The organism is Candidatus Binatota bacterium, from assembly GCA_012960245.1.
Taxonomy (GTDB): Bacteria; Desulfobacterota; Binatia; order UBA1149; family UBA1149; genus UBA1149.
The window spans coordinates 1-26,845 of record DUBO01000049.1 but is presented as its reverse complement, the minus strand read 5'-3'; the positions used below and the strand labels follow the sequence as shown (position 1 = coordinate 26,845).

Annotated in this window: 21 protein-coding genes; 10 read left to right on the top strand and 11 right to left on the bottom strand. The window is 64.4% G+C overall.

Features of this window, described 5'->3' with window-relative positions; genetic code table 11:
* Positions 1 to 52 precede the first annotated feature (52 nt).
* On the top strand, positions 53 to 1,339 hold the full coding sequence (locus EYQ35_08560; GenBank protein HIF64187.1) for an FkbM family methyltransferase: 1,287 nt from the start codon (positions 53 to 55) through the stop codon (positions 1,337 to 1,339).
* 104 nt (positions 1,340 to 1,443) lie between these two features.
* Here the strand turns inward: EYQ35_08560 and EYQ35_08555 are convergent, their stop codons facing one another.
* Positions 1,444 to 2,499 (bottom strand): acyltransferase, encoded by a 1,056-nt coding sequence (locus EYQ35_08555; protein ID HIF64186.1) that lies wholly within the window; start codon positions 2,497 to 2,499, stop codon positions 1,444 to 1,446.
* Positions 2,500 to 2,567: 68 nt separating this feature from the next.
* On the opposite strand from EYQ35_08555, the gene EYQ35_08550 reads away from it, so the two are divergent.
* Positions 2,568 to 3,467: an SDR family oxidoreductase gene (locus EYQ35_08550; GenBank protein HIF64185.1), complete on the top strand. Its 900-nt coding sequence runs from the start codon at positions 2,568 to 2,570 to the stop codon at positions 3,465 to 3,467.
* Positions 3,468 to 3,494: 27 nt separating this feature from the next.
* Here EYQ35_08550 and EYQ35_08545 read toward each other — a convergent pair whose 3' ends face one another.
* Complete coding sequence (locus EYQ35_08545; protein ID HIF64184.1) at positions 3,495 to 5,366, bottom strand: hypothetical protein; 1,872 nt, start codon at positions 5,364 to 5,366, stop codon at positions 3,495 to 3,497.
* A gap of 142 nt (positions 5,367 to 5,508) precedes the next feature.
* Positions 5,509 to 7,350 carry a DUF229 domain-containing protein gene (locus EYQ35_08540; protein ID HIF64183.1) on the bottom strand — a complete coding sequence of 614 codons (1,842 nt, stop codon included), beginning with the start codon at positions 7,348 to 7,350 and terminating at the stop codon, positions 5,509 to 5,511.
* A gap of 110 nt (positions 7,351 to 7,460) precedes the next feature.
* Here EYQ35_08540 and EYQ35_08535 point away from each other — a divergent pair, with 110 nt between their 5' ends.
* Positions 7,461 to 8,723, top strand: a complete 1,263-nt coding sequence (locus EYQ35_08535) for a DUF2088 domain-containing protein (protein ID HIF64182.1) — start codon at positions 7,461 to 7,463, stop codon at positions 8,721 to 8,723.
* Positions 8,720 to 10,309, top strand: a complete 1,590-nt coding sequence (locus EYQ35_08530; GenBank protein HIF64181.1) for an FAD-binding oxidoreductase — start codon at positions 8,720 to 8,722, stop codon at positions 10,307 to 10,309. The genes EYQ35_08535 and EYQ35_08530 overlap by 4 nt, the downstream gene beginning before the upstream one ends.
* Here EYQ35_08530 and EYQ35_08525 read toward each other — a convergent pair.
* Entirely contained in the window at positions 10,298 to 12,571 is a 2,274-nt protein-coding gene (locus tag EYQ35_08525; GenBank protein ID HIF64180.1) for a hypothetical protein, read from the bottom strand. The genes EYQ35_08530 and EYQ35_08525 overlap by 12 nt on opposite strands.
* Positions 12,572 to 12,584: 13 nt before the next feature.
* The gene (locus tag EYQ35_08520) at positions 12,585 to 13,754 is read right to left on the bottom strand and encodes an acyltransferase (protein ID HIF64179.1); all 1,170 of its coding nucleotides are present in this window, start codon (positions 13,752 to 13,754) and stop codon (positions 12,585 to 12,587) included.
* 246 nt (positions 13,755 to 14,000) lie between these two features.
* Between EYQ35_08520 and EYQ35_08515 the strand changes: the two genes are divergently transcribed.
* Positions 14,001 to 14,507, top strand: a complete 507-nt coding sequence (locus EYQ35_08515; GenBank protein ID HIF64178.1) for a hypothetical protein — start codon at positions 14,001 to 14,003, stop codon at positions 14,505 to 14,507.
* A gap of 7 nt (positions 14,508 to 14,514) precedes the next feature.
* Here EYQ35_08515 and EYQ35_08510 read toward each other — a convergent pair whose 3' ends face one another.
* Together EYQ35_08510 and EYQ35_08505 are read right to left on the bottom strand one after the other, a co-directional pair.
* Positions 14,515 to 16,401, bottom strand: coding sequence for an ABC transporter ATP-binding protein (locus EYQ35_08510; GenBank protein HIF64177.1), 1,887 nt, complete (start codon positions 16,399 to 16,401; stop codon positions 14,515 to 14,517).
* The gene (locus tag EYQ35_08505) at positions 16,402 to 18,207 is read right to left on the bottom strand and encodes an ABC transporter ATP-binding protein (GenBank protein ID HIF64176.1); all 1,806 of its coding nucleotides are present in this window, start codon (positions 18,205 to 18,207) and stop codon (positions 16,402 to 16,404) included.
* Between the two features lie 46 nt (positions 18,208 to 18,253).
* On the opposite strand from EYQ35_08505, the gene EYQ35_08500 reads away from it, so the two are divergent.
* A complete protein-coding gene (locus EYQ35_08500) occupies positions 18,254 to 19,285 on the top strand; it encodes a hypothetical protein (protein HIF64175.1) in 1,032 nt (343 codons plus the stop codon).
* Between the two features lie 102 nt (positions 19,286 to 19,387).
* The gene (locus EYQ35_08495) at positions 19,388 to 20,311 is read left to right on the top strand and encodes a class I fructose-bisphosphate aldolase (protein ID HIF64174.1); all 924 of its coding nucleotides are present in this window, start codon (positions 19,388 to 19,390) and stop codon (positions 20,309 to 20,311) included.
* A gap of 26 nt (positions 20,312 to 20,337) precedes the next feature.
* Here the strand turns inward: EYQ35_08495 and EYQ35_08490 are convergent, their stop codons facing one another.
* The 4 genes from EYQ35_08490 to EYQ35_08475 form a co-directional block, all read right to left on the bottom strand.
* Positions 20,338 to 21,726, bottom strand: a complete 1,389-nt coding sequence (locus EYQ35_08490; GenBank protein ID HIF64173.1) for a citrate synthase — start codon at positions 21,724 to 21,726, stop codon at positions 20,338 to 20,340.
* A 106-nt stretch (positions 21,727 to 21,832) separates the two neighbouring features.
* The gene (locus EYQ35_08485) at positions 21,833 to 22,558 is read right to left on the bottom strand and encodes a TetR/AcrR family transcriptional regulator (protein HIF64172.1); all 726 of its coding nucleotides are present in this window, start codon (positions 22,556 to 22,558) and stop codon (positions 21,833 to 21,835) included.
* Between the two features lie 144 nt (positions 22,559 to 22,702).
* Entirely contained in the window at positions 22,703 to 23,839 is a 1,137-nt protein-coding gene (locus tag EYQ35_08480) for a hypothetical protein (GenBank protein ID HIF64171.1), read from the bottom strand.
* The gene (locus tag EYQ35_08475) at positions 23,836 to 24,744 is read right to left on the bottom strand and encodes an alpha/beta hydrolase (protein HIF64170.1); all 909 of its coding nucleotides are present in this window, start codon (positions 24,742 to 24,744) and stop codon (positions 23,836 to 23,838) included. Before EYQ35_08475 ends, EYQ35_08480 begins: the two co-directional genes overlap by 4 nt.
* A 131-nt stretch (positions 24,745 to 24,875) precedes the next feature.
* Between EYQ35_08475 and EYQ35_08470 the strand changes: the two genes are divergently transcribed.
* From EYQ35_08470 to EYQ35_08460, 3 genes are all read left to right on the top strand, one after another.
* A complete protein-coding gene (locus EYQ35_08470; protein ID HIF64169.1) occupies positions 24,876 to 25,883 on the top strand; it encodes a class 1 fructose-bisphosphatase in 1,008 nt (335 codons plus the stop codon).
* Between the two features lie 14 nt (positions 25,884 to 25,897).
* Complete coding sequence (locus EYQ35_08465; GenBank protein ID HIF64168.1) at positions 25,898 to 26,371, top strand: DUF1285 domain-containing protein; 474 nt, start codon at positions 25,898 to 25,900, stop codon at positions 26,369 to 26,371.
* A 2-nt stretch (positions 26,372 to 26,373) separates the two neighbouring features.
* The coding region (locus tag EYQ35_08460; GenBank protein HIF64167.1) for a tRNA (cytidine(34)-2'-O)-methyltransferase at positions 26,374 to 26,845 on the top strand (472 nt) is incomplete at its 3' end.

Genomic DNA, 26,845 nt, shown 5'->3' with positions numbered 1-26,845 from the left:
ACGCAGTTCAGTGGGGCGAGCCTGCTTCAGGGCACCCGAAGAGAAGCGGAACGTGAGCTCGACGACCATACGCCGCCGGATATCCGGTGGGATTCTTGCGCTTCTCTTGCTTCTCGCCGGAGCGGCGTTCATCACACGGAGTGCATGGCTGGCGGGCAACCAGACGCTGCTTGAACTCGAGCATAGCACCCGACTGGAGTTCGCACGCCACGGAAAAGCAGTCGACCTGGAAGTTCCGAACATCCCGGGGCTGAAGATGTTTCTACACCCGAACGATTCGGTGATTACCTACCGAATACTCGCGGGGAAGGTATGGGAACCCAACGAGACCCACTGGGTGTCTCGTTTTGTCAGGCCGGGGGACGTCTTCGTCGATATCGGGGCGAACGTCGGATACTACACCCTGGTCGCGTCCCGACTCGTTGGCGATACGGGCCATGTCTACGCTTTCGAACCGGATCCGATCGCGTTCTCGATTCTTGAACGCAACGTCGCCCTGAACGGCATCACGAACGTCACTCTCGAACAGAAAGCCGTATCGAACGAGAAGGGAAGCATCCAGCTCTTCCTGTCCGAGAAAAACAAAGGCGATCATCAAATCTACGAAGGTAATGAAGAACGCCGAGCGATCGATGTCGAAGCGGTAAAACTGGACGATTACTTCGTGGACTACGACGGTGCCGTGAATTTCGTGAAGATAGACACACAGGGTGCTGAAGGCGTCATCCTCGAGGGCATGCAGGAAGTCATAGCGGCAAACGACGACATCGTGATGGCGGTCGAGTATTGGCCACATGGATTGAGCGGACTCGGCACCGATGCGAGTGGATTTCTCGATCTGCTGCGATCCCATGATTTCTTGTTCTACGATCTGGGGATGGGTGGTGGCGGAATTCGACCGCTACGCGAGGTCTATACCAAGGGACTTTTGCAAAGGTTCGAAGGGAGGAATGAGAAGAACTTTACCAACCTGCTCGTCCTTCGAGGTTATGAGGAAGGACAAAAGCTGGTATGGAAATCGTTGCGCGCTAACCGCCTGGTCAAAAAGGACACGCCGGCTCTTCTCGAAGCGCAAGCGAAATGGGAGCGCGAGCAGCGTGCAACGATCGAACGCGAAGGAGCAGCCGCAACGTCGTTGGGCGGCGGCATGGCCTATCTGATTTCGAAACGGCCGGACCAGCGTAGCGCTGAGAAAGTCCAGGCCGTAAAAAACTACTTTCGTGCGACGACGCCGTTACTCATTGCCGAACGTGAAGAGGCTGCGCGGGCGAAAGCCGCGCTCGAGAACTTCAAAGAAGGGCTGATCAAGAATCGCATGCGTAAGAATGCGATGCCCTGAACCGTCGGTGGACACCCTGCTCAGCGCAGAACTACCGAGGCAATAGATCCAGCCCAGCGCGAGCGACTTCGGCAGCTGGGCTACAGCTGGTAGACGGCTGCGCGCTAACCGCCGCGGGCAACCCGTCGGCGCAACTTTTCCACTGGCAGCTCGACCACCCACCGCAACAGCAACGACACCACGAGTACCACCGGCACCGCCAGCACAAACAGCGCGGGGCGCTCGCCGAAGCCGAGGCCACTCTCGGTCAACGTGGCCAGTGCGGCGGCCACCACGATGCTCACCGGCATGTGCAGCAGGAACAGCGGGTAGGACAAGTCTCCAAGCTGTCTGTCCAGCCTGGCCGGGATGCTGGTAGCTCCGGGATGCGCGACCCCGGCCAGCGCCAGGATCACGGCCGAGCTCGCGGCGGCGTGAAGCAGCAGGGGAGTCGAATAGAGATCGGGCCAGGTCCACGCCGTGCCCGCGTTGACCAGGGCCACCACCACCGCTAGCGGCAGCAGCCAGCTGGGCAGCTGGCTATGTGCGCCCTGCGGTTCTGACGAAGACGGCGAGAACAGCTGCCCCACGAAGTACACCGTCGCGCCCAGCGCGAAGGGCAACGCGCAGGCCGCCGGTGACGTGACGCGTATCTGGGCAGCGACTCCCGTTGCGTTTGCCCAGGCGGCCCAGGTGACGGCCGCCACGAGCCACAGCAACACGGTGACTCGAGAGCGCGACAGCAGCAGCGCCATGAGCACGTAGAAATAGAGTTCTATGCTCAGGGACCACGCGGCTGGCAGTATGGGCGCCGGCAGCATGCGCGAGTTGAGGTCGAGCAGCGCCACGTTGCGTATCCAGTCACCGGCCACGTACGGTAGTCCGGCATGCGTGAGCATGGCAGTCCAGTCGGGTCTTAGTGCCAGCAGGGTTGCCATGGCCGCCAGCGCCACCAGGTAGGGTGGGTAGATGCGCAGCGCGCGATTGGCCGCGTAGCGCAGCAGGCCGTCGCTGCCAAAGCCGTAGCGCTGGTTGAGTACCAGCGTCATCAGGTAGCCGCTCAGACAGAAAAACGACCAGACGGCGTAGTGGCCCAGCCAGTTCAGCTGGCCGGCCATAAAGGGCACGAGGTGGCTGAACATAACGGCCAACGCGAGCGACATGCGCATAAAGCCGAACACGCGCCATCTTAGCACGCGCCGGGTGGGGGGGTGGCGCAGGGGTGGGTGCTGGAAAACCCGGCCACCATGTGGCACTGGCAGGGGGCGGTGGGCGTGCGACGATGAAAATCCTGGTCACCGGGGCTTCCGGCCTGGTGGGCTCGCGCCTGCTGCGCGTGTTTGCCGACCACGAGGTGACAGGGACCCGCAACTCGCGGGCGGCCGAGGGGCTGTTGCCGCTGGATCTGGCCGACACTGCGGCCATTGACGCGCTGGTGGACGACTTACAACCCGATCTTGTTCTGCACCCGGCTGCCATGCCCGCCGTTGATCGCTGTGAGCTCGAGCCCGAGCTGTCGCTGGCCATAAACGTGGAGGGCACGCGCACCGTGGCGCGCGCGGCTGCGCGCGTGGGCGCACGCGTGGTCTATTTTTCGTCGGACTACGTTTTTGACGGCAGCGCGGGGCCCTACGAGATCGACGCCGAGCCGGCGCCCATCAACGAGTACGGGCGGCACAAGCTGGCGGCCGAGCAAGCCGTGAGCGAGCTCGTTGACGATCACGTCATCGTGCGCATCTGTGGCGTTTATGGTCACGACCCGCGCGGGGTAAATTTCATCATGCAGTTGCTCGCACGTGAGTCGTCGGGCGAGACCATGAAAGCGCCGCGCGACCAGTGGGGCACTCCTACCTGCGCCGATAACCTCGCGGCCGCCGTGCGCGAGTTGGCGCTGTCGGATTACCGAGGCGTTGCCCACCCGGTGGGGTCTGACTGCCTGCCGCGCGATGAGTTCGCCCGTCGCGCGGCGGCTGCGCTGGGCCTGGACGCCGGTTTTATCCAGGCGGTAGATACGCCCGAGCTCGCGCAGCCCGCTCCCCGGCCGCTGCGTTGCGGGCTGGACAACAGGCGCACGCAGGAGCTGCTGTCGGTTCGGCTGCTGGGTGTCGACGAGGGCCTGGCGGCGGTTGCTGCCGAGCTGGGGCGCTAGTTTCGCTGTCGCGGGTTTCCCGTCGCGTTACTCTCCAGGCTCCAGGTAGCCCAGCGCCCTGAGCTTGCGTATTTTTTCTGCGGCCAACTCTGGAGTTGACACGAAGTCGACGGGCCGGGCAAGACTTTCCCCCCGTTCGGCCGCTTGTGCAGGCCATGCGTCGAGCATGCGTTTCAACAGCGGTCCGTGGTCGGAGAAACCGTAAACGTCGGTCGCTTCGTGCGGATCGGCTACCAGGTCGAACATGGAGTAGCGACGCGTGTTTTCGGGAAGGTCGACGCCTGCCCGCTCACTGACGAGTCGATCGGGCCACAAGGTGATCGCCCAGGAGGTCGGACTCCAGCTCTTGTCCACACCCTGATAGTTCATGCAGAAGGGAGTGCCAGCCTCGGCAAAGAGCGGTACGACCGGCAGGGGCGAGCCGTTTACCAGGTGCCCAAGCACCGAGCGACCCTGCAAGGGATAGGGCTGCTCGAGCTCCAGCAGCTCGAGCAGTGTGGGCACGAGGTCTACGAGGCCCACCGGGCCGGTTCTTCTCTGACCGGCAGGCAGGCGGCCGGGTGCGCGCAGCATAAGAGGGACCCTGAGCACTTCATTGGCCAGGGTTCCACCGTGACCTCGCCGACCGTGCTCACCGAACTCTTCGCCGTGGTCCGACAGCACGATCAGTATCGTATCGCTTGCGGGCAGCAGTCGGTCGAGGCTTTTAACCAGCCTGCCCACCTCGCTATCGGTGTACGCTATCTCGGCGTCGTAGGCATCCATGTCCAGTCTCGCCTGCGAGGCCCCGTCGGGCGATGGAAACAAGGCTGCCCACTCTGGCGGCGGAGTGTAGGGCGCGTGCACCTGGTAGGTGTGGAGGAACACGAACAGGGGTTGATCGGCGTGGTCTTCTATCCAAGTCAGCCCGCGGTCGAAAGTCTCGCGCGCGAATCCCGTCGAGTTGGCGGCTATTCGGGCGAACCCCTTTGCTTCGATAGCTGGGTTTTCGTTGTAGGCCTCGAAGCCCCGCCGGAAACCTAGTTCTCCCGCGACAAAAGCGTTCTCGGTGAAGGCTGCCGTGCGGTATCCCGCCGCCGCCATGAGTTCGGCCAGCATTACCACGCCATTGTGAATGCCTTCGATTCCGGGCCCCACCGCTGTGGCCGGGTACAGCCCCGACATCATAGAGGCGTGCGAGTCGAGCGTGGTGACCTCAGGCGCGAAGCAGTTTTCAACAACCAGGCCCTCGCTGTCGAACAGGGCCTTCATGTTCGGCGACGTGTTGCGCTGGTAGCCGTAAGCCGACAGGTGGTCGGCCCGCAGCGTATCCAGCGATATCAGAATCACGTTGGGAAGGCGGCCACCCATCTCGGTGCGCTCGGGGTTGAGAGGCTGCAACACGGGGTCACTGAACCAGGCTTCCGCGGGTGCGGTGCGCGACTTATCCGGAATGCTGACGAACTGCAGCGTCGTGGCCTGGTCCAGGTCCAGCTCTACGGAGAACTCGTGCCAGCGCCCGCCGTCTACTGCCGGGTCCAGCGAGGTTTCGAGCAAGGTTTTCACACGGTTGTCGCTGGAGGCTGAAACCCGAAAGGTTACGGCAGGGGCGATGTCGTTCGTGGGCATGCCGTAGGCGAACTCTAATACGGACTTTCCCCAGGCTTTCAGCTCGAAGGTGGCGTGCACGGTGACGACGGGCGGGAGCGGGCCGGCCTTGTAGCCCAGCAGGGGACGGTAGCTGCGGTCAAGTGACCGGTAGAGCGTTTCGTGGTCGCTTCGGTGCCGGGAGCTGCTTTCCTGCCGGTTGACAGCGGCCTGCCTCGCGATCCCGCCCAGCCGTATGGCCGGCTGGCCGTCCCATGGGTCCTGGGTGCAGGCGCTCAGCAGTACCGCCAGGATACATAACCATCTTGCCATCGGTCGAGCCTAGCACGTCGGTGAAACCACGCACCTTGAACGTAAAAGGCAACTATCTTTCTTCTGCCGGGATGTGTCAGTGGCAGAGGGGCAGACAGCGTGGGAAGGGTGGTGCGAAAGTTGGCGCTGGTTTCCCAGCGCGTTACTCTCCAGGTTCCAGGTAGCCCAGGGCCTTGAGCTTACGTATCTTGTCTTCGCCCAATCCGTTTGCGTTTGATTCTGGCGGGCGATGCGCAGTCGCGCGCGACTGCAGCGACAGAGAGAGCTCTTTCTTGCGAGCGGCTGCCACGGCTGGCCACTGCTCGAGCAGGCGCTTGAGCTGTGGCCCCTGGTCGGCGAACTCGTACAGGTCCTTGGTCTGGCCGGGGTCGGTCGACAGGTCGAATAACCAGTAGCGCCGGCCTTCGTCCGTTTTTTCGCTCAGCAGGCGGTCGGGCCACAGGGTCACGGCCCGGGCCGGCGGTTGCCAACTCTTGTCGACGCCCTTGTAGTTCATGGTGAATGGCGAATCTGACACCGAGTAAAGGGGTGTTACCGGAAGCGCCTGGTCGTGGCGAAGGTGGGCGAGAACCGAGCGACCCTGCAGCGGGTAGGGCTCCTCGATGTCGAGCAGCTCGAGCAGTGTGGGCACGAGGTCTACGAGACCCACGGGGCCGGTTCTTCTCTGGCCAGCCGGAAGGCGCCCCGGGGCGCGCAGCATCAGCGGCACGCGCAGTGTCTCGTTGGCCAGGGTGCCACCGTGGTAGCGGCGACCGTGCTCGCCGAACTCCTCACCATGGTCGGACAGGACAATAAGAATAGTGTCGTCGGCGGGCAGTGCTCGGTCGATGGCCTTGAGCAGGCGCGCAACCTCGTTGTCGGTGTAGGCAATCTCGGCGTCGTAGGCGTCCATGTCGCGTCGTGCCTGCGACGCGCCCTCGGGCGACGGGAACAGTGCCGCCCACCGGGGTGCGGGCGTGTATGGGGAGTGCACCTGGTAGGTGTGCAGGAAAACAAACATCGGCCGGTCGGCGTGTTCTTCGACCCAGGCTATGCCGCGGTCGAAGGTCTTGCGCACGAAGCCCACCGCGTTGGCGACGTGGCGCCCAATTCCCTTTGCTTCTATTCCGCTGTTCTCGGAATAGACCTCGAAGCCGCGGCGAAATCCCAGCCTGGCCGTCACGAAGGCGTTTTCGGTAAAGGCTGCCGTGCGGTAGCCCTCGTCGGCCAGCAGCTCGGCCAGCATAGTCACGCCGCGGTGTATGCCCAGCAGGCCGGGCTGCACGGCGCTGTCCGGGTACAGGCCCGACATCATGGTGGCGTGGGAATCGAGGGTAGTGACCTCGGGGGCGAAGCAGTTTTCGACCACCAGGCCCTGCTCGTCGAACATGGCTTTCATGTTGGGCGAGGTATCGCGTGTGTAGCCGTAGACCGACAGGTGGTCGGCTCTCAGCGTGTCGAGCGAAACCAGCACGATGTTGGGAAGGCGCTTGCGTTCTGTTGCTCGCGAGGGGTTGAGCGCTTGCAGTATCGGGTCGCTGAACCACGCCGCGCTCGGCGGCGAATCCGATTGCCCCGGCACGGTGACAAACTGCAGGGTAGTGGGATGGTCGAGATCCAGCTCGACGCTGAACTCGTGCCAGCGCTCGCTGTCGGTGGCGGGAGAGAGGGTGGTTTCAAACAGCGTTCTGGTTTTACCGCTGCTGGCCGCGGATACCCTGAAGGTGACTGGCGGCGCCGAGCTGTTGGTCGGGACGCCACAGGCAAACTCGAGCTGGGAGCGACCGCGGGCTTCGAGCTCGAGGGTAGCGTGCACGGTGACCGTGGGTGGCAGCGGTCCGGTTTCACGACCCAGCAGGGGCCGGGTGTTGCTGTCGAGCGCGCGGTAGAGCGGGGGGCTGTCTGCCTGGCCCAGCTGGCTCAAGCGCAGGGCCGGCGGCCCCGGCCAGGGCTCCGGAGCGCAGGCGGCCACCAGCAGCACCGCTATACACAACAATCTCGCCATCCGCAGATCCTACCACAAGAAGGGGGACAGGCACCTTTGGGCCTTGAAGTGCCAGGACCCTGGCTCGTATGGACGGAAGCAACCCCGCTTTCTTCTGCTAGGATGTAGCGATGGCTGGGGCTGAGACGGCGTGGGCGGATCTACTCGGGGGTGTGGCCTTCGAGCGACTCGTACCCGGCAGCGGAGCCGAGGCGCTAGCCGGGCGCGAGCAGGCCCAGGCCTTGGAGCGTGCGGGCGTGGTAGAGTTTGCTCGCGCGTCGTCGTCGGCAGCCACGCCGATGACGGTGCTGGTCAACGACAGCCACCGGCCCACCGACAGCGCGGGTTTTCTGCGCGCGTTGTTTCTCCTGCTCGATGCCGCCGGGGTGACTCCCGGGTTGAGGTTACTGGTGGCTGCCGGAAGCCACCGCGCCGACGATGAAGAAAAACGAGCGCACGAGCAGGCGGTGCTCGGGGCCTACGCAGATCGCTTTGCAGAAATCGCCTGGCATGACGCCGCCGACACGGCCAGGCTGAGCCCGGTGGGCGACTACCAGCTGCACAGCTGGATGGCCGAGGGCGGCTGGTATCTCGCCTGTGGCAGCGTTGAGCCCCACTACTTTGCCGGCCTCACCGGAGCCCATAAGACCCTCAGCGTGGGCGTCATGTCGCTCAAGTCGCTCGCCGCCAACCACGAGGGCGCGATGTCTCCGGATGCCGCTGGCCTGCGCCTTGACGGCAACCCCGTTTACGAAGGGGTGGCCGCTGCCATATCTGCGCTCGAGAATTCCGGTGCCCGACTGCTGGCGCTCAACCAGGTGTTGCTCGACGGTGAGTTGGTAGGGGTGTCGGCCGGTCATCCGCTGGCCAGTCTGCACGAGTTGTTGCCGCTCATGAGGTCGTCTTTCGTGCAACAGCTGGCCGCGCCCGTGGACCTGCTGGTGGCGCGCGTGGCGCCGCCGCTCGATCGCGACCTCTACCAGGCCGACAAGGGCATCAAGAACACCGAGGCGGCGGTCAGCGACGGCGGCCTGCTGCTGCTGGAGGCTACCTGCGCGGGCGGTACCGGTATCGACCACTTCGTTGAGTTGATGAAGGCATGCCCCGACCACGCTTCGGCCTTGGCAACGGTGCGAGACCGAGGCTACCGCCTGGGCGATCACAAGGCCGTGCGCCTGCGCGCGCTCACCGACCTGCGCGGCGTCCGCCTGGCGCTGGTGAGCAAGGGCGTTGACCCGGCGCTTGAAGCTACGCTGGGCATGAGGATCTTCGCCGGCCGCGAGGAGGCGGCCGCCTGGGCGCGCGGCTTGTTGCCGGCATCGTCGCAGGGCCTGCTGGTCGAAGACGCTGGCAACGTAACGCTGGAGATAAAAGAACCGGGTGATGGCGCGTGAGCGTTAACAGGGCAATCACCCGGGGCGCGGGCGCCGCCACGCGGCAAGCCCGTGTACTCACCGACGCGGACGACATCGAGCCCTGGCTGCACGACGCCGCCCACTACCCCGGAGGTCACACCACCGAGGTGTGCCTGCCCCGAAGCGAGAGCCAGCTGGCCGCTCTGCTTGCGCGTGGCTTGCCCGTGCTGGCCGTGGGCGCGCAGTCGTCGCTCACGGGCGGCGCGACCCCGCGCGGCGAAATAGTGCTCTCGATGGCGCGCATGGACGGCGTGATCGAATGGAAGAGCGACTCGGTGGTGGTCGAACCCGGCCTGCTGCTGGCCACGCTCGAAGAGCAGCTTCGCGAGCGCGACCTTTACTATCCACCCGCGCCCACCTTCGACGGAGCCAGCGTGGGCGGCACGGTTGCCACCAACGCCGCGGGCGCAGCCACCTTCAAGCACGGCACCACCAGGCCCTGGGTGCGCGCCATAAGCGTGCTGCTTGCCTGCGGCGAGGTGTTGGACCTCGAACGCGGCCAGGTCACCGCCGACGAACACGGGCGCTTTGAACTGCAACTGCTCGACGGCTCGCTCGTCAGTTTTGAGCGACCTGCGCTCGCGCTGCCCGCCGTGCCCAAGTGCTCGGCTGGCTACTGGTCCGAGGCGGGCATGGACCTCGTCGACCTGTTCATAGGCAGCGAGGGCACGCTGGGCATCGTGACCCGGGTTGAGCTCGCCCTGCAGACCAGTCGTCCGACGTTTTTCGCCGGCCTCATTCCGATGGCCGACGACGAGGCAGCTATAGGGCTGGTTGCGGCACTGCGCGATGCTCCCCTCGTAGACATAGCCGCGGTGGAGTACATGGACCGCCGTTGTCTTGAACTGCTGCGAGAGGACGGCGCCTGCGAACGCTCGGGTGTAGCCCTGCCCGATAATGCGGCCGCCGCGCTGCTGTTCCAGGCCGAGTTGCCCCCGGGCATGACCACGGCCGAGGCTGCCGAGCAGATTGCTACGGCAGGCGACCCGGCCGCTGGTGACGCCGAACAGAATTCGCCGCTGCTGGCGTTGTGCCGATTGCTGGCCGACCACGGCGTGCTCGATTCTACACTGCCCGCGTTGCCGGGCGAGCAGGCAAGGCGAGACGCTTTGTTTGCCTTGCGCGAAGCGGTGCCCGCGGCCGTCAACGAGCGGGTGGGGCGCGCAGCACGCGAAATAGACTCGACGATTGCCAAGTCGGCTGGTGACGTCATCGTCCCTTTTGAAAACTTTGCTCGCTCGCTTGAGCGCTATCGCGAGATTCTCAACGAGCACGAACTCGATCACGCGGTGTGGGGTCACATATCCGACGGCAACGTGCACACGAACGTCATGGCGCGCAGCGCCGGGGAGATGCGCCGCGCGGGCGAGGCCCAGCTTGAAATCGGTCGCGCCGCCATCGCGTTGGGAGGCTCGCCCATGTCAGAACACGGAGTGGGTCGCAACGAGATCAAGAAGCGCCTGCTCGTGGAACTCTACGGAGAGCAGGCCGTCGCCTCCATGCGCAGGATTAAAGACGCGCTCGACCCCGCGGGGCTGCTCGCTCCCGGTGTACTATTCGACTGAAGACCTTTTCCGTAGCCTGATGACGACGCTGGCCTCGACCGCTTCGACGGCAGCAAGCGGCTGCCGCTGTGCCTGGCCGTTTTTGATCTGCACCAACTCCATCCGCAGCGTGGCGGTGCCAGCGCGCACGCGGCCGGTGACGTCCACCTGGGTGGCGAGCCTGCCTCCGGCCGGTACGTCGCCGTCGAGCATGGCGATTCCCTCGGCCAGTACGGTGTCTCCCTGGTCAGCAGAGCCGCCACCCGTTCCAGGCGCGAGCAGGCTCCAGTGAACCGCAACCAGCCCTTCATCCAGCGGGTCGAGGCCTGGCCAGTCGAGCTGCCCGTGGTTGTGTATGCGCAGCGGCAGGCTCACGCCCAGCCAGCCGCTCGGGTCACTGTCCAGCACCACTCCCCGGGCGACGCCGATTTCCACGCGTCCCCTGCTGAGAGTCGGATCAAGCGTGTCGCGTGACAAGCCACTGAGCGTAGGGGCATCGGCAGAGGGCGCGAGCAGGCGCTCCAGCGAGTAGCCCTCGGCCGCCGGCACGCGCGGCTGGTAGATGCTGGCGTGCTGGTCGCGCCAGGCCAGCGCTACGTCACCGCGGTTGAGCGCGTTGAGCCAGCGCTGGCTTGTTGCCTGGTCGAGCTTGCTCTCGTGAACGACCAGCCAACCGAGACCGGTCATTGCGCGCAGGCGCGAGATGACCTCGGGGTCTGGTAGCCGGCGCGCGGCGTGACGCAAAAAATCATAGTGCGCGGGGTACCAGGCCGTGTAACCGTTGAGCAGCGGCTTGAAGTGCCGGGTGCTCGCCAGCAGGTAGCCGCTGGACAACTCAACGTCGTAGCGGGGATTTATCGGCCAGGGCAGTTCGAGCACCGGCGCGGGGTCCAGGCGCGCCAGCGCCGCGTAAAGATCCTCGTCCTGCGGCGTGATGCTTACGTCGACAGCAGGCAGTCGCGGCCACCAGCCCGACAGCGCCATCGCTGCCGCCAGCACCGCGACGCAGACGGCCGCGCGGCTCGCTCGCACGAGCCTGCCGAGCCCACGTTCAAAGGTCGTCAGCCCGAGTGCCACCAGCAGGGGGAAGGCAAGGTTGATGACAATGCCCCAGCGCAGTGGCGACCTGAGCCTGTCAAAGCCGGGTAGCAGCCATGCCGCCCACTGCCCGGGCAGCGGCAGCGATAGCTCGCCAACAACAAGGTGACGTCCGAGCATGAGCACGAAGGCCACGGCGGCCACGGCCCACAGGGCGCGGGCGGTGACAGTGGAGGTCGCGGTCGCCGACTCGGCGCTGTCGGTTTTCCGCGTGCCGCCACGGCTAAAGACTGCCACCAGTGATAACAGGGCCGCCAACGACGCGAGCAGCGGAAGCCTGTAGCGTGCGTCGAAGGGCAGGCCCGGGTCGAACAGCAGCGAGCCACCGGGCGCGAGCCAGGTCCACGCCAGGGCGGCACTGCTCTCAACCAGTGCCTGTCCCCTGAGGGCAACGCCGCCGTGGTCGAGGTAGGGCAGGGTGAACACGGCGAGCAACGCCAACGAAATCGATAAGGCCAGGGCCAGGGCGGGAAGTCCGTTGCGCCACTGCCTGCCGTGCAGCAAGGCCACCAGCACGAGTACAGAGCTGCTCACCAGGGCGAACCACGCCAGGTAAAACGACGACAGCAGCTGCAAGCTGAGCACCAGGGTAAGGGCAACAGTACGCCGTGTGGTCGACCCGTCGACCAGGGTGCGCAGGGTGAGCAACCACAACAGCGGCATCCACTGCACCCCGAGCAGCTGTACGTGCGAGAGCTCGGTCACACGCCAGGGCAACAGCACGGCCAGGGCGGCGGCCAACAGAGCAGCGGCTCGCGTTGTGCCGGCCCAGCGCGCAAGCGCCCAGGTGGTCAGCCCCAGCAGCAGCGATGACAGCAGTACGGCCGCCTGGTGAAGTCCGGGCGCGCTCACACCGAGCAGCCCGAGTGGCCACAGTTGCAGGGCCACTGCCACCATGTGCTCGCTGCCCGCCAACGCGGCGCGCGCCGGGTAAAACGCGTTGGCCGCGAAGAGCTGCCCGGGGTTGGTGGCCAGCGCGTGCTGCACCCAGGCCAGTATCCACGAGTTGAGCCTGAAGTCGGCCGTCTCGAGCAACGCGGAATCGGCGCTGCCGGTGAGCGCCGCGTAGTCGATGGCGCAGTCCAGCGCACAAACGGCGGCGCAGTCGAGCAGGCCGTGAAATCTCGCTGCCATCGCTGCCAGCACGACCAGCAGTGGGGCGATCAGTATCGTAAGTTTTTTCACCTCGGGTTTACGCTCACTGGTATCCCACGAACCTGGCCAGCGGGCGGACGCGACGCAGGGCTTCGACCAGGCCCGCACTCAAGGCCAGCGTCAGCAGCAGGCCGGCCGCCCAGCTCGCGATCCACAGGGGTGACTCGAAGTCCGAGGGCACTGGATTGCCGAGTATACGCTTGAAAACAAGGGAGCCCATCACGAGCAGGTGGCAGAGGTAGATTCCGTAGGAGCGCCGCCCCAACCAGGCCAGTGCCGAGCCGGCCCGGGGCGCGGAAGTGACCAGGAGGATGGCGGCGGTCAGCGCGAGCAGAAAATATAAAGCGTTAAGTGGGCTGAAGACCATTACCACTATGCCCAGGTAGTTTATCGTCATGCCCGGGTGCCACTGCCACGTTACCAGCGCAGCCGCCAACAGGACGGCGACCAGGCTGATGGCGAATCCCGCAGCCGCCACGGCGCGCCGTCCTGAAGCAGCCTCGCCGGCGAGCAGCCGGCGCTCGAGAAGTGGCAATACGGTGCAGCCAAGCAGCGGCCAGGCCAGCCAGGAACTGAGCAACAACTGCAGCAGCGGTGGGCTGTGATTCCACGCCGGGGTGACTCGCCAGCAGGCGATCATCAGCAGCGTGGCGCCGACAGTAATAAGCACGGTCGCTGTCGTTGACTTCGATGAGAGCCTGCCGGCCTGGGCGAATATCGGCCACAGCAGGTAGAGCTGGAAGACGAGCGGCACAAAGTAGAAATGAATTTCGGCCCCTCCCAGCAGCAGGGTGCTTGCAAGATCGACGGGCGACGTGAGAACGGAGGTGTCGTGGGCCGCGAGCGAGAGCAGGCTCCAGGCAAAGTAGGCCGGCAGGAGTCGTTGCGCGCGGCGTGCAACGAAGGCGACCCATCCGCGCAAGCCACCCAGCGCTGCGTGGTAGCCTTGCAGCAGAGCCCTGGCCGATACCAGCAGGAACAGCGGCACGCCGAAACTGGCGAGCAGGTGCACGAAGGCAAGCCACGCCGTGGCAGTGCTGTCGGGAGGTGCCACCAGCGTCCAGGCCCAGGTGACGTGCATGGCCACCACCGCGACGATGGCAATGCCGCGCAGCGCGTCGAGCCACTCCCAGCGCTGCGTTGATGACCCGGGTGCGGGCCCGGTACCTGGAGATGCCGCGCCTGGAGATGACAGTGGGGTGTGGATTGCCATCGAGCTTTACGCTGTTCACCTTCCCGCAGGTACGGTTTCGCTGGCACGGCCTCGCTGGCATGGGCCCACGCCCGGCCCGCGGCAGCTGGCCTATTCTAGCACGCGGCTGCCCGCGGGATGACGCATCGCGAAGCGTGAATGCGGGGCTCGCCCCGGGCGTCGACAGTCAGGTGGCAGGGTTTGGTGGCAGCTTGGGGCTCGTATGTGCAATTATGGGTGGATATTGAAACGGGAGAACGGCGGATTATGACTGTAAACAAAACTTTTCAGGGGCGTGGACTCGTGCTGGGGCTGGTGCTTGGATTGGCCCTGGGTCTTACACTGGGCGCTGCCGGTGGGTCGTTGGCGGGTTTTTCAAAGAAGGGTTGGGGTCGTGTAGGGCTTGAGTTCAAGCAGGGTTACATGGCCGGCTTTGTCGACGCGCTGAGAGTGGCCAAGAACCAGGATCCCACTGGGTGGATGACGAAGAATTACCGCGTACCGAAGAACGCCAAGGCTATTCACTGGGTCGCCGAGGTAGACCGGCTTTACAATAACCCGCTCAACGCCAACAGGGAGATGGCGCAGATAATGGTCGTGGCCGGTCGCAACATGGTCAACTCCAAGAAATTCGGCCCCGACATAGGCAGCGACGCCAACCAGGCCTTCAAGGCGTTACAGGCTTTTGCCGCGAAGAAGCAGATGGCCGAGGCCGCGAAGAAAAAAGCCGAGGCTGAGAAAGCTGGGGCCGAATCCGGCGACGACCAGGACTGACAGAAACTCAGCCGGCCTGCTGGTACTGGAGCTGGTAGAGGCGGGCGTAGAGTCCGCCGCGCGCCATGAGCTCGGCGTGCGTCCCCTGCTCGCGTAGTTCACCGTGGTGCAGCACGAGGATACGGTCGGCCTGCTCCACGGTCGACAGTCGGTGGGCGATCACTATAGACGTGCGCCCTTTCTGCAGGGCGGCCAGCGCTTGCTGAATGAGCTGTTCGGTTGCCGGGTCGACGCTCGAGGTCGCCTCGTCGAGCACGAGTATCGACGGATCCCAGGCCAGCGCCCTGGCAAACGACAGCAACTGCCGTTGACCCGTCGAAAAATTACTGCCGCGTTCGCTCACCATCGTGTCATAACCGTCGGCCAGGCGTTCGATAAACTGGTGGGCGTTGACCATGCGCGCGGCTTCCTGCGCACGCTCGCGGCTGACCAGGGGGTTGCCCATGGCGATGTTGTTGTAGATCGTGTCGGAGAACAGGTACACGTCCTGCTGCACGCTGCCCACCCGCTTCCTGAGCGCGCGCGTGTCCCAGCGCTGCACGTCCACGCCGTCAACGAGTACGCGCCCAACCTGGGTTTCATAAAAACGACCGAGCAGCCTGGTGATGGTTGTTTTGCCCGAGCCGGTGGCGCCGACTATGGCCACGTGCTCGCCACGGCGGACGCTGAACGAGAGATTTCTCAGTACTGGTTCGCCCTCCACGTAGGCGAAATTCACCTGGTCAAACTCTACGGCGTTGCCGATGTCTCCTGCCGCGTCGATTGTCCCGTTGGTCACCGCCCCCGGTCGCGAGAAAATGGCTGGCTCGAGCTCGAGCATTTCCTGCACCCGCTCGGTGGCCGTGAGCGCCGACTGCATCACTGCGTACTTGGTCGAGAAGTCGCGCACCGGGATGAAAAACTTGTTCATGTACTCGATGAAGGCCACCAGCGTTCCAAAGCTGATCGCCGAGCTGGCGGCGGAAGCGCCGGTCATCGAGCCGCCCAGCCCTGAGAACGGTAACGCGGGCGTGCCGAGTAAGAGGTGGGCGCCGTACCACAGTATGAGCGCGAGCGAGATGCTGCTCAGGGCTTCAACGATGGAGAACAGCGAGGCCTCGTAGATGTTGGCCCGGTGGGCGGCGTCGCGGTGCAGCGAGTTGAGCCGGTCGAACTCGGCCGAGGCCGCTTTTTCGCGCGCGAACACCTGCACCACGGCGATGCCGCTGATGGCCTCCTGCAGGTAGGCGTTGATGCGCGCTATGCGCTCTCGTATCCAGCGGTAGTTTCGCCGTGCCTTGCGGCGAAAGAAATCGATCAGTATCACCAGCACCGGTAGCGTCGACAGCGTGACCAGGGCCAGCGGCGCGTTGAGACTGAACATGATGGCGATGATGCCAAGCAGCGTGAGCACGTCCATCAGGATGGTGATGGCACCGGCGGCAAACATGTCGTTGATCACGTCCACGTCGGTCGTCAGCCGGGTGACGGTGCGGCCAACCGGGTTGCGGTCGTACCAGCCCGAATCGAGAGCAAGCACACGGCGGAACAATTCCACGCGAAGGTCGGCCAGCGCTCTCTGCGCCACGAGCATGCTCGTGTAGTGCTGCCAGTACATGAAGGTAAACTCACCCAGCACTGCCACGCCGAACAGCAATACCCAGGAGCCCATACCGTCGGTGTTGCCGGCCGATATGTAGTTGTCGATGACGTTGCGCACGATCCACGGCTGCACCAGCAGGCAGGCCGACACCGCCGGCAGCAACAGCAAGGAGAGCAGGAACAGCCAGCGATAAGGTCTCACGAAACGCCACAGGGACGCGAGCAGCCGCAGGTCGCGGGTGGCCCCGAGCCGCTGCTCACCGTGCGGTCCTCGCCCCGCTGTCTGCCCGGTGGGCTTGCCTGGGGTAGCCATTTACATGGCCTCCAGTTCGTCGGCGAGTTGCTGCCGCTCGAGCAGGCGCGAGTACAGGCCATCGGCCGCCGCCAGTTCGTCGGGCGTGCCGTCTTCAACCACGCGGCCCTCTTCGAGCACAACCACGCGGTCGGCCCTGCGCACCGCTGCCACGCGGTGAGACACGATGATGCTGCTGCGGCCTTCCATCACGCTCTCGAGTTCATCGAGTATGCGCGACTCGGTGGCGGCGTCGATACTCGAGAGCGCGTCGTCGAGCACCAGTATGGCCGGGTCGCGGGCCACGGCTCGGGCCAGGGTGAGGCGTTGCTTCTGCCCGCCCGACATGGCCAGCCCGCGTTCTCCCACCTGCGTGTCCATGCCGTGCGGAAACTCGGCGAGGTCGGTATCGAGGGCGGCTATTTCAACCAGCCTGCCGAGTTCTTCGTCGCCCAGGTCGTCGCGGGCAAAGGCAATATTGTCTTCTATCGACGAGCTGAAGAGGAAGGGGTCCTGGGGTACGAAGCCGATGCCGCGTCGCAGGTCGCCCAGGTTCCATTCGCGCAGGTCCACGCCGTCAACCATCACCCGGCCCTGGTCGGGGTCGAACACCCGCGCCACCAGCGAGGCCAGCGTAGACTTGCCCGAACCCGTGGCGCCCAGCACGCCCAGGGTCGTGCCGGCCTCTAGCTCGAGGGTCACGTTTCTCAGCGCGGGGTCGCGCGCCTGGTCCGAAGGGTAGGTGAAGCTCACGTTCTCCAGGCTGACCCCGCCGCGCAGCACGGCGCGATGCCCACCGCCCTCGGGGCTGGCGATCTCCGGTCGTGCGTCGAGTACCTCGCCCAGCCGCAGCATGGCGGCGCGGCCGCGCTGGTAGATGGATACCAGCCAGCCAAGCGCCATCATCGGCCAGGCGATGATGTTGAGGTAGACCATGAAGGCCACCAGCTGGCCCAGCGTGAGCTCGCCGCGCACGACCAGCGTTCCGCCGTAATAGAGCACCACCAGCACGCCCAGCGACGAGACAACCCTTACCAGCGGAAACACCTTGCCGCGCAGCTTGACCAGCTCCATGCTGTCGTTCTTGAAGCGCTCGTTGAGCTGCGCAAAATCGCCTTCTCGTTGCTGCTCGCGTCCCCAGGCCTTGATGACCGACACCCCGGCGAGCGTTTCCTGCACCGACGACGATATGTCGGCGAGCCGTTCCTGCACGCTTACCGACGCTTCCATCATGCGATGGCTGTAGACCCTGATCACCCACAGTATGAGAGGGAAGGGGAGCAGAGCCGCGAGCGTGAGGCGCAGGTCCATCATGGCCATGAGGGTGAGCGCGTAGATGCAGTACAGCGGAGTGTTGATGATCGTGAGCACGCCCAGGCCGAGCAGCAGGCGCACGGCGTTGAGGTCGTTGACCAGTCGCGACATGAGGTCGCCGGTGCGCTGGCGGTGGTACCACGACTGGGGCAGGGTGGTGAGGTGGACGAACAAGTCGTTGCGCAGATCGTACTCGACGTCGCGGCCGGCGTTGAAAATGAGCGACCTCGACACGGTGCGCACCAGCGCCTGGCCCACGGCCAGCGCTATAATAGCCAGTGCCCAGGGGGCTGCGTTGAATACCGCGTCGTTGAATACCGCGTCGCCCGGCATGCTGGCAGCGCTCTTATTGCCGGCCACGGTGTCCGCCAGCTGGTCGATGGCCCGCTGCAGGACGGCTGGTATGGCCATCACCATGGTCGCGGTCACGAACAGGCAGGCCCCGCCCACGAGATAGCGCTTGTTGTACTTGAGAAGATATTCCCTGAGGCGATTCACGTTGGTAGCTCGCAAGCCTACAGGTGTGCATCCAGTGAGTAAACGACGGTGGGGCCGAGCGTTGGCGTTTCTGGCACTGTTGTTGCTGTTCACGACGGCCGGCTGCCGGCCCTGGTATTACCTGCGACTGGGCTACGAGCAGGCGCGCTTCATGGCCACGGCGCAGCCGTTGGAGTCGGCCATCGCGGCGTCGGACGACCCCGAGCGACGTGCACGCCTTCAGCTCGTCGAAGAGCTCAGGGGCTGGGCCTCTCGACAGGGGCTGGCGGTTGAGGGCAACTACTCGTCGGTGTCCAACGGCCGCTCGCTCGAGGGCGTGCACGTGGTTACGGCCGCGTGGCCCGACCGGCTGGAATCGTGGACCTGGCGCTACCCGGTTGTGGGCCGCCTGCCTTACCGCGGCTACTTCGACCGCGCTCCTGCCGAGGCCTGCGCGGGCAGGTTGCGCAAACGCGGGCTCGACAGCAGGGTTGCGCGAGCCGCGGCCTACTCGACCCTGGGCTGGTTCAACGACCCCTTACCCGAGAGCCTGGTGGCGGTGGACGAGACGACGCTGGTAGTGGTGCTGCTGCACGAGCTGGTCCACTCAACGGTGTTCATACGCGGACAGGCCGACTTCAACGAAAGCATGGCACAGGCAGTGAGCCTGCGGCTGGGGCAGGATTTTTTCTCCCAGCGCGGCAGTGTCGAGCTCGCCCGGCGCGTGCAAGCCAGGCGTGTGCGCTGGATCGAAAGGGGTCGCCTGTTGGCCGAACTGGAGACCGGGTTGCTCGAACTTTTCGAGCGTTGCTCGCGCGAGGGCTGTAAACAGGCCGAACTTATGAGCCTGCGAAGCCGGGTTTACGCTGAGGCGTCCGACGGCCTCGCCGAGCTGTTTTCTCCCACGGGTAACAGCCGCCCCGGGAGCCGTCCGGGAGGCGGATGGCCGGGCCTGGCCGACAACGCCGCATTTCTTGCCGTTTATCGCTACCACCGCGAGGCCGAAGGGCTGGCGGCCTGGGCGGCTTCGTGGCAGCACGCGGGCGAGGCCCTCGCCCGGTTGGAGAAAGACTGCGGCGGGGCGGACAGCCCCTGGGATATAATCGGGGGGTGAGGGCGCCCGCGACCTTGCTCTGCGCGCTGCCTGCGTCTAAATATCGGGGACGGCGCCAAGGGCGTCTGCCACTTCCACTACCGAAAGGAGACAAAGAAGCTGATGAGTGAACGAGTCAAGGAAATCCTGAGCTGGTACGCCAGCGAGAACCCGGGAACGCTGAACAACCTGGCGCGCATCCTCTACCACGGCCGCCTCGGTGGCACCGGTCGCATGATCATACTGCCGGTCGACCAGGGCTTCGAGCACGGCCCGGCTCGCAGTTTCGCCCACAATCCGGCGGGCTACGATCCGCGCTATCACTTTCAGCTTGCCGTTGATGCCGGTTGCAGCGCTTACGCCGCGCCGCTGGGCTTTCTCGAGGCCGGCGCGGCCGAGTACGCCGGGCAGGTGCCGATGATACTCAAGCTCAACAACCACGACTCGCTTTCGCCCGACGTAGAGAACTCGGTTCCGTCGCTCACCGGCTCGGTGGCCGACGCGCTCAGGTTGGGCTGCGTGGCGATAGGCTACACGATTTATCCCGGTTCGGGTGAGTTCAAGTCAATGTACGAGGACCTGAGGGAGCTCACGCGAGAAGCCAAGGACTACGGCCTGGCCGTGGTGGTGTGGTCGTATCCGCGCGGTGGCAACCTGGGCAAGGAAGCCGAAACCGCCATCGACGTGGTCGCCTACGCGGCCCAGATAGCCGCGCAGATGGGCGCGACCCTCATCAAGGTCAAGCCCCCCACCGATTACATCGAGCAGGATGCGGCGCGCAAGGTATACGAAGAAGAAGGCATACCCACGGGCACGCTGGCGGAGCGCGTGAGCCACGTCGTACAGTCGGCCTTCGGCGGCAGGCGGGTAGTGATCTTTTCGGGTGGTGCCAAGGGCGCCGACGAGAAGGTCTTCGAAGAGGTCCGAGGCGTTCGTGACGGCGGTGGCTTCGGCTCGATCATAGGCCGCAACTCCTTTCAGCGGGAGAAGGAGGAGGCCTTGGCCTTTCTGTCCACGGCCATGGGCATCTACGACGGCAAGGACTGACCGCCGGGTCGACCGAGGCGTGAGCGTTACAGGCGCTCGCGCGCCAGGATAAGCCGCTCCCGGGTGGCGGGCGTCGGCCGTTCCTTTATGTCTACGTAGTCGCGTCCACGTTCGCCTTGGTAGATCTGCCGCGGGCGCACGATGCGTCGTTCTTCGTCCTGCACCATTTCGCTCCACTGGGCCAGCCAGCCGGCCGTACGACCAATCGCGAAAAGCACCGGGAACATTTCGAGCGGAAAGCCCATGGCCTGGTAGATTATGCCCGAGTAGAAATCCACGTTGGGATAGAGCTTGCGCTCAATGAAAAACTCGTCTTCCAGCGCGATTTTTTCCAGCGCGACCGCGATGTCGATGAGCGGGTTTTTGCCGGTTTCCTCGAACACCTGGTAGGCCACGTCCTTTATTATTCTCGCGCGCGGGTCGTAGCTCTTGTACACGCGGTGGCCGAATCCCATCAGCCGCATCTCGCCGGCCTTTACACGCTTGATGTAGGCCGGGATGTTTTTCACCGAGCCTATCTTTTTGAGCATGTGGATCACTGCCTCGTTGGCGCCGCCGTGCAGCGGGCCGTACAGGGCCCCGCAGGCTGCCGCCACCGCGGTGTAGGGGTCGACGTCCGAACTGCCCACAGCGCGCATGGCGTGGGCCGAGCAGTTCTGCTCGTGGTCGGCGTGCAGGACGAACAGCACCTCGAGCGCCCGCTCGAACACCGGGTTCGGCTTGTATCTGGTCTCGGTCATGCGGAACATCATCGACAGGAAGTTGGCCGTGTAGCCAAGGTCGTTGTCGGGGTAAACGTAGGGTAACCCCATGCTGTGCCGGTAGGACATGGCTGCCAGCGTTGGCATCTTACCAAGCAGGCGGCGCGCCTGCACGCGGCGCGACTCTATGTCGAAGATATCCTTGGCGTCGGGGTAGAAGGTGGAGAGCGCACCGACCGTGCTCACCAGCATGCCCATGGGGTGGGCGTCGTAACGAAAGCCGTCCATGAACTTGTAGAGGTTCTCATGCAGCATGGTGTGCATGGTTATGTTGTGTTCCCAGGCCGCGAGGTGCTTGGCGTTGGGTAGCTCGCCCTTGACGATGAGGTAGGCAGTCTCGAGAAAGTTGCTCTGCTCGGCGAGCTGGGCGATGGGGTAGCCTCGGTACTCGAGGATGCCACGGTCGCCGTCGATGAAAGATACCGTACTCTTGCAGGTAACCGAGTTCAGCAGCCCGGGGTCATAGACCAGGAGGCCGAAGTCTTCCTTGTCGACCTTGATGTCGCGAAAGGTCATGCCTCGCACCGTGTTGTCGTTGATGGGCAGCTCGTAGACCCGGCCGGTGCGGTTGTCGGTGATCGTCAGCGATTTTTTGCCGGATCCCTTGGTGGTTTTCTTACGGGTTTTTTTAGGGGCCTTTTTTTTTGCAACCATTGTTATTCCACCCGGAAGATAGCAGCGGGTGGCTACGCGGCCAAGCAGGGGGCGGCTGAGGATGAGTGGCGGTCCTTCTTTAACGCCCCTGCCGTACTAGCCGTTTTTAGCCCACGAACAGGGCTTCGAGAAGCGCGACCTGCTTGTCTATGTTCTCCTCGGAGTCGATCTGGAGGCCGTATAGCTCTCGGCACACCGGACCCATGGTGAGCACGGTGGTCGTTGAGCCGAGGAAGGCCAGCAGGAGAAATTCAGAGGACTGCTCCTTGAGCGAGGCTCGCTTGCCGTGCGCGGCGAGCGCCTCGCCGACTAACTTGAATACGGGCTGCAGGTAGGTTTCAGACAGTCGCGACATGCGCGTGCTGTTGCGGTCGTAGCCCTCGTTACTCACGATTCGCGCGATTTCGGGCTTCCGGGCCAGGGCAGTGACGAGCACCTTGAGCAACTCCCGGGCACTGCTGCGCGAGCCGTCGTTCTTAGCTTCGACCAGGGCCAGCTCTATGTCATTCCACAGCGAGAGGAAGAGCAGGTAAACCGACTCAAACCACAGCTCCTCCTTGGAATGAAAATGGTAGTGGATCAGCGGTTGGGTGATTCCGAGTCGGGCGGCAATGGCGGCGATGGTTGACCCGCCGTAGCCGTGGGCCGCGAACTCCTGCGTGGCGGCCTCCAACATCTGCCGCCGCGTGACCTTTGGCCGTCGTCCACGTCGTGAGGATGGCCTGTCGGCATCGCTATCGTAGCTTATGTGTGAGGGCACGCTCCGTGGGCGGGGGAATGGTGCAGCCATTATTAGCGCCTCCTTATTGCTGAGGCTCAGTACCGAGAGCATGGCGTGTGGCTCTCTGCCCCAGGCTGATCCTCTCGGATCCCGGTCTTCTTCAATTATTTTTATTGGATATTATATATTGAAGCAAGCGAATTCCCGAAAAACCCTCTTTTCCTGCGTTTGCTGGTCTTTTGTCTGTCCTCAGGGTCAGTCGGAAAGAACCCCTATCCTGTCGTCGAACACGGAGCCCAACAGTATCTTGTCGCCGGCGGGGGTGGCCGTGGCAACGGCACCCAGCCTGTCGCCGTCGTGTTCTGACAACGTTCTCAAGGCCATCGTAGTGGGGTCGAGTTCCTGGACTATCCAGGGGCTGCGGCAGGGCAGGCGGCCGATGGCACAAGCCATGAAACGCGGGCCCGACGTGTGCGAAGCCACCAGCAGGGTTCCGCGCTCGGTCCACGACAGGTTGTCGGGCATACCCGGAATGTCGACCCACACCGAGGGGCTGCCGTCCAGGGGCTTGCGGTGCAGACTACGCGAAATCGTTTCTGTGTAATACAAAACTTTACCGTCTTTTGACAAGGCTACGCCGTTGGCCAGCTTGGAGGTCGTGCCTTCGATTTCGCTCCAGCCCGTGCCCGGCTTCCAGGCGATGATGCCGCCGGTGTCCGTGCCCAGCAGCGAGGCCTTGATCATGTGCATGGGGGAGTTGTCTGGTTGGTAGTTGCTCGCGTACACACTGCCGTTGGCAGACACGGCGAGGTCGTTGGCCTGTATGGCATCCGGTGTCGGGATGCAGCCCAACCAGGTGAGTTTTGTTTCCAGGCCTGAGCCCACCACTGCAAAGATTTCTATGGCCTCGCGGCCGCTTCCTTCGACAACGTGGGCCACGACGTACAACAGCGCGAGCGCGCCGCTGCTCGTGGAGCTTATGCCGTGGGGATTGAAGGCGGCCGGGTCGGGTGGCCCGGGACAGTCGGGTGAGCCCAACAAGGCGGAGCTGTTGTCGGCAGCGGGTGCGCTACCGTCTTCGAGTGGCCACGCCTTCCACGGGCGCGCCTGCTGGTCGTCGCCGGTGGCGCCCGCCGTTGTCATGGCCGAAAGAAATCCGCCTCCCGGTAGGGGGTCGCCCAGGCGCAGGTTGGATACCAGCACGACGCCGGAGCTGTCAATGAGTTCGATGTCCTCGGGGTTTTCAAAACCACAGACGGTACCGGGCGTACCGGCCATGTCGCAGGCGTCGCGTGGCGGCCCCGCACAGCCGGCGGTCACGATGGCCATCGCCACCGTTGCCAGGATCAATCCTCGCTGCGTTGCTCGCTTGGCCATAACAGGCTTTTTCATAGCTTATTTTCCCCGTCCATTTTTTCGCACAGAAATTCGCCTATGCGGTCGATGGCTTTTTGCCCTTCGTCAAGCATGGAGGCCAAGGCCTGCCACACGTGGAACATCTCGTCCCACTGCTCTACGCAGACTTCCACACCCGCCGTCCGTGCGTTGTCGGCCAGGCGTAGGGTGTCGTCGAGCAGAACCTCTTCGCTGCCCACCTGCAGCAGCAGCGGTGGCAGCCCGTCGAGCGACGCGAACACGGGCGAAGCCAGTGGGTCGCGGGGGTCCCCGTCTTCGCCGAGGTACCAGGTGGCAAACTGCCGCAGCTGGTCGCCGGTGAGCATGGGGTCGGCCTCTTGCCTGCTGGTTATGGAGTCTCCGCTCACCGACAGGTCGGTCCAGGCCGACAGGCCGACGGCGGCCGCCGGCATGGGCAGCCCGGCTTCTCGCGCGGCCAGCAGCGTGGCGAGTGTGAGCCCGCCACCGGCCGAGTCGCCGGCAATTGCTATGCGGCCAGGGGCGATGGACCGGTCGAGCAGTTGCGAGTAACAGGCCAGCGCGTCGTCGACGGCAGCCGGAAACCTATGCTCGGGGCCCAGCCGGTAGTCGATAAGCAATGCGCGGCAGCCGCAGGCTCGCGCCAGGCGCGACACCAGTTCGCGGTGGGTGTTGATCGAACCCACCGCGTAACCACCGCCGTGCAGGTAGAGCAGTACCCTGCTGTCGTCGCAGCCGGGGGTGCTGATCCACTCCACGGGTACCGGCCAGCCGCTTTCAACCTGGGCGCTGACGTCGTCGGGCAGGGGAAAAGCACCGAGGCCAGCTTCCATGCCGCTGCGCATTTCTTCAACCGAAGTGGTGTTAAGGTCCACCATGCCCGCCAGCAACTTGAGAACCGCTTTGAGTTGTTCACCTGCCATGGGGCTGCGTATAGCCCCGCTTAGCTCCCGAATCCAGAAGGGGGAGGCGTCCCGCTTGCGATGCCCGCCTTGCGATGTTGGGTGGCTGACGTTTCAATAGGATCCCGGGCGAGGGGCAGGAGACACGGCGGATGGCAGAGCAGGCGATTTCACTTTCAGATTGGCTCGAGGGCAGGGTAGCCGTCGGGCTCGACCCGGCGCTGGCTGGCCTGCTGGCCGACATCGCTCGGCCCTGCACGAAGATTTCCGAGGAGGTGAACCGGGCGGGGCTGACCGACATCCTGGGCGTGAGCGGCACCACCAACGTGCACGGAGAGGAGGTCAAGAAGCTCGACCTGTACTCCGACCAGCTCATCATTGACGCGCTCAGGCAGGCCGGAAGCGTGTGCGGCATGGCGTCGGAAGAAGACGAAGAAATCATCGCACCGTCGGCCGCCGGCGAACAGAGCGCCTATGTTGCGCTGTTCGACCCCCTTGACGGATCATCGAACATCGACGTCAACATAAGCATAGGCACGATCTTCTCGGTGTTCAGGCGACTGGGCCCGCGCGGTTCGGCCGCCGTGCTGGAGGATTTTCTGCAACCCGGCAGCGCCCAGGTCGCCGCTGGTTATTTTGCCTACGGTTCGAGCACCATGCTGGTGTTGAGCACGGGTGATGGCGTGGACGGTTTTACGCTCGACCCGGGAAGCGGCGAGTACCTGCTCTCGCACCCGAGCATAATCACTCCCGCGCGGGGGAGCATTTACAGTTGCAACGAGGGTAACGCGTGGACCTGGGACCAGGCTACGCGAGACTACGTCGACTCACTCAAGGATCCCTCGGGGGGCGAGGGGCGTCCCGGCTCGGGGCGCTACGTGGGGTCGCTGGTAGCCGACTTTCATCGCAACCTGCTCAAGGGAGGTATTTTTCTTTACCCTGCGGGTAGCAAGAAGCCCGGTGAAACGCCGGCGGGTAAACTGCGCCTGATGTACGAGGCCAACCCCATGGCCATGCTGGCCGAGCAGTCCGGCGGCTCTGCCAGTGACGGCAGTACGCGTATCCTCGACCTCGTGCCGACCTCGGTACACCAACGCACCGCCCTGGCGGTGGGTAGCAGCGACAACATGGCCGAGTACCTGGCCGCGGTCGGCAACTGACGGTCGGCGGAAATATGACAAGGGCAGGTTTCTGGGCCATCGGGGGAGCGGAGATTGTTTTTCGTCGTGATGGCCACTGGTACGCCGACGGCGAAAAGATCAGTAACAAGCGCATCTCCCTCCTGTTCTCTCGTCACGTGGTCGCCGACGGTGAGGGCGGCTGGGTCGTTGATGTCGGTGTGGACCGCGCGTCGATCGTGGTGGAAGACACGCCGCTGGTAGTGGTGTCGGTGGACGGCGATCCCGACCAGGGTTTTTCGGTGCGCACCAACGATGGTGAGAACAACGAACTCGATTGTGGCTCGCTGTGCGTTGGCGATGACAACGTTCTCTACTGTCGGGTCGAACGCGGCAGCCGCGGCGTGATGCCCGCGCGTTTTCTACGACCGGCCTACTATCACCTCGCGGGGGCCATCAGCGACGCCGGTGGCGACCCGGTGTTAAACTGCCGGGGGCAACAGTGGCCACTGGCCGCGTGCAAGGGCTGACCGTGCGCATAGTATTGGTAGAGCCAGAGATTCCGCAGAACACCGGGAGCATAGCGCGGCTGGCAGCGGCTACGCGCACTCCGCTTGATCTTGTCGGACCGCTGGGATTCTCGCTCGACGATCGTTACATGCGTCGCGCCGGTCTCGACTACTGGCCGCTGGTCGACCTGTCGGTACATGACGACTGGGCTGCCTGGGTCGACGATCATCCGCCGGGTCGCGTGATCGTCAACTCGGCCAGGCGCGGGCGTTGTTATGCCGAGCACGAGTTTGCCCGGGACGATTTGTTGTTGTTCGGGTCCGAGAGCAAGGGGCTGGGTGCCGAGCGTATCGACGCCCTGTCGGCGGCGGGTGCCGAGGTATTGACTATCCCGATCGTCGAGCCGGGGGTGCGCAGTCTTAATTTGGCCAACGCCGTTTCGGTGATATTGTACGAAGGGCTGCGGCAGTTGGGCAGCCTGGAAGTGAAGTCGT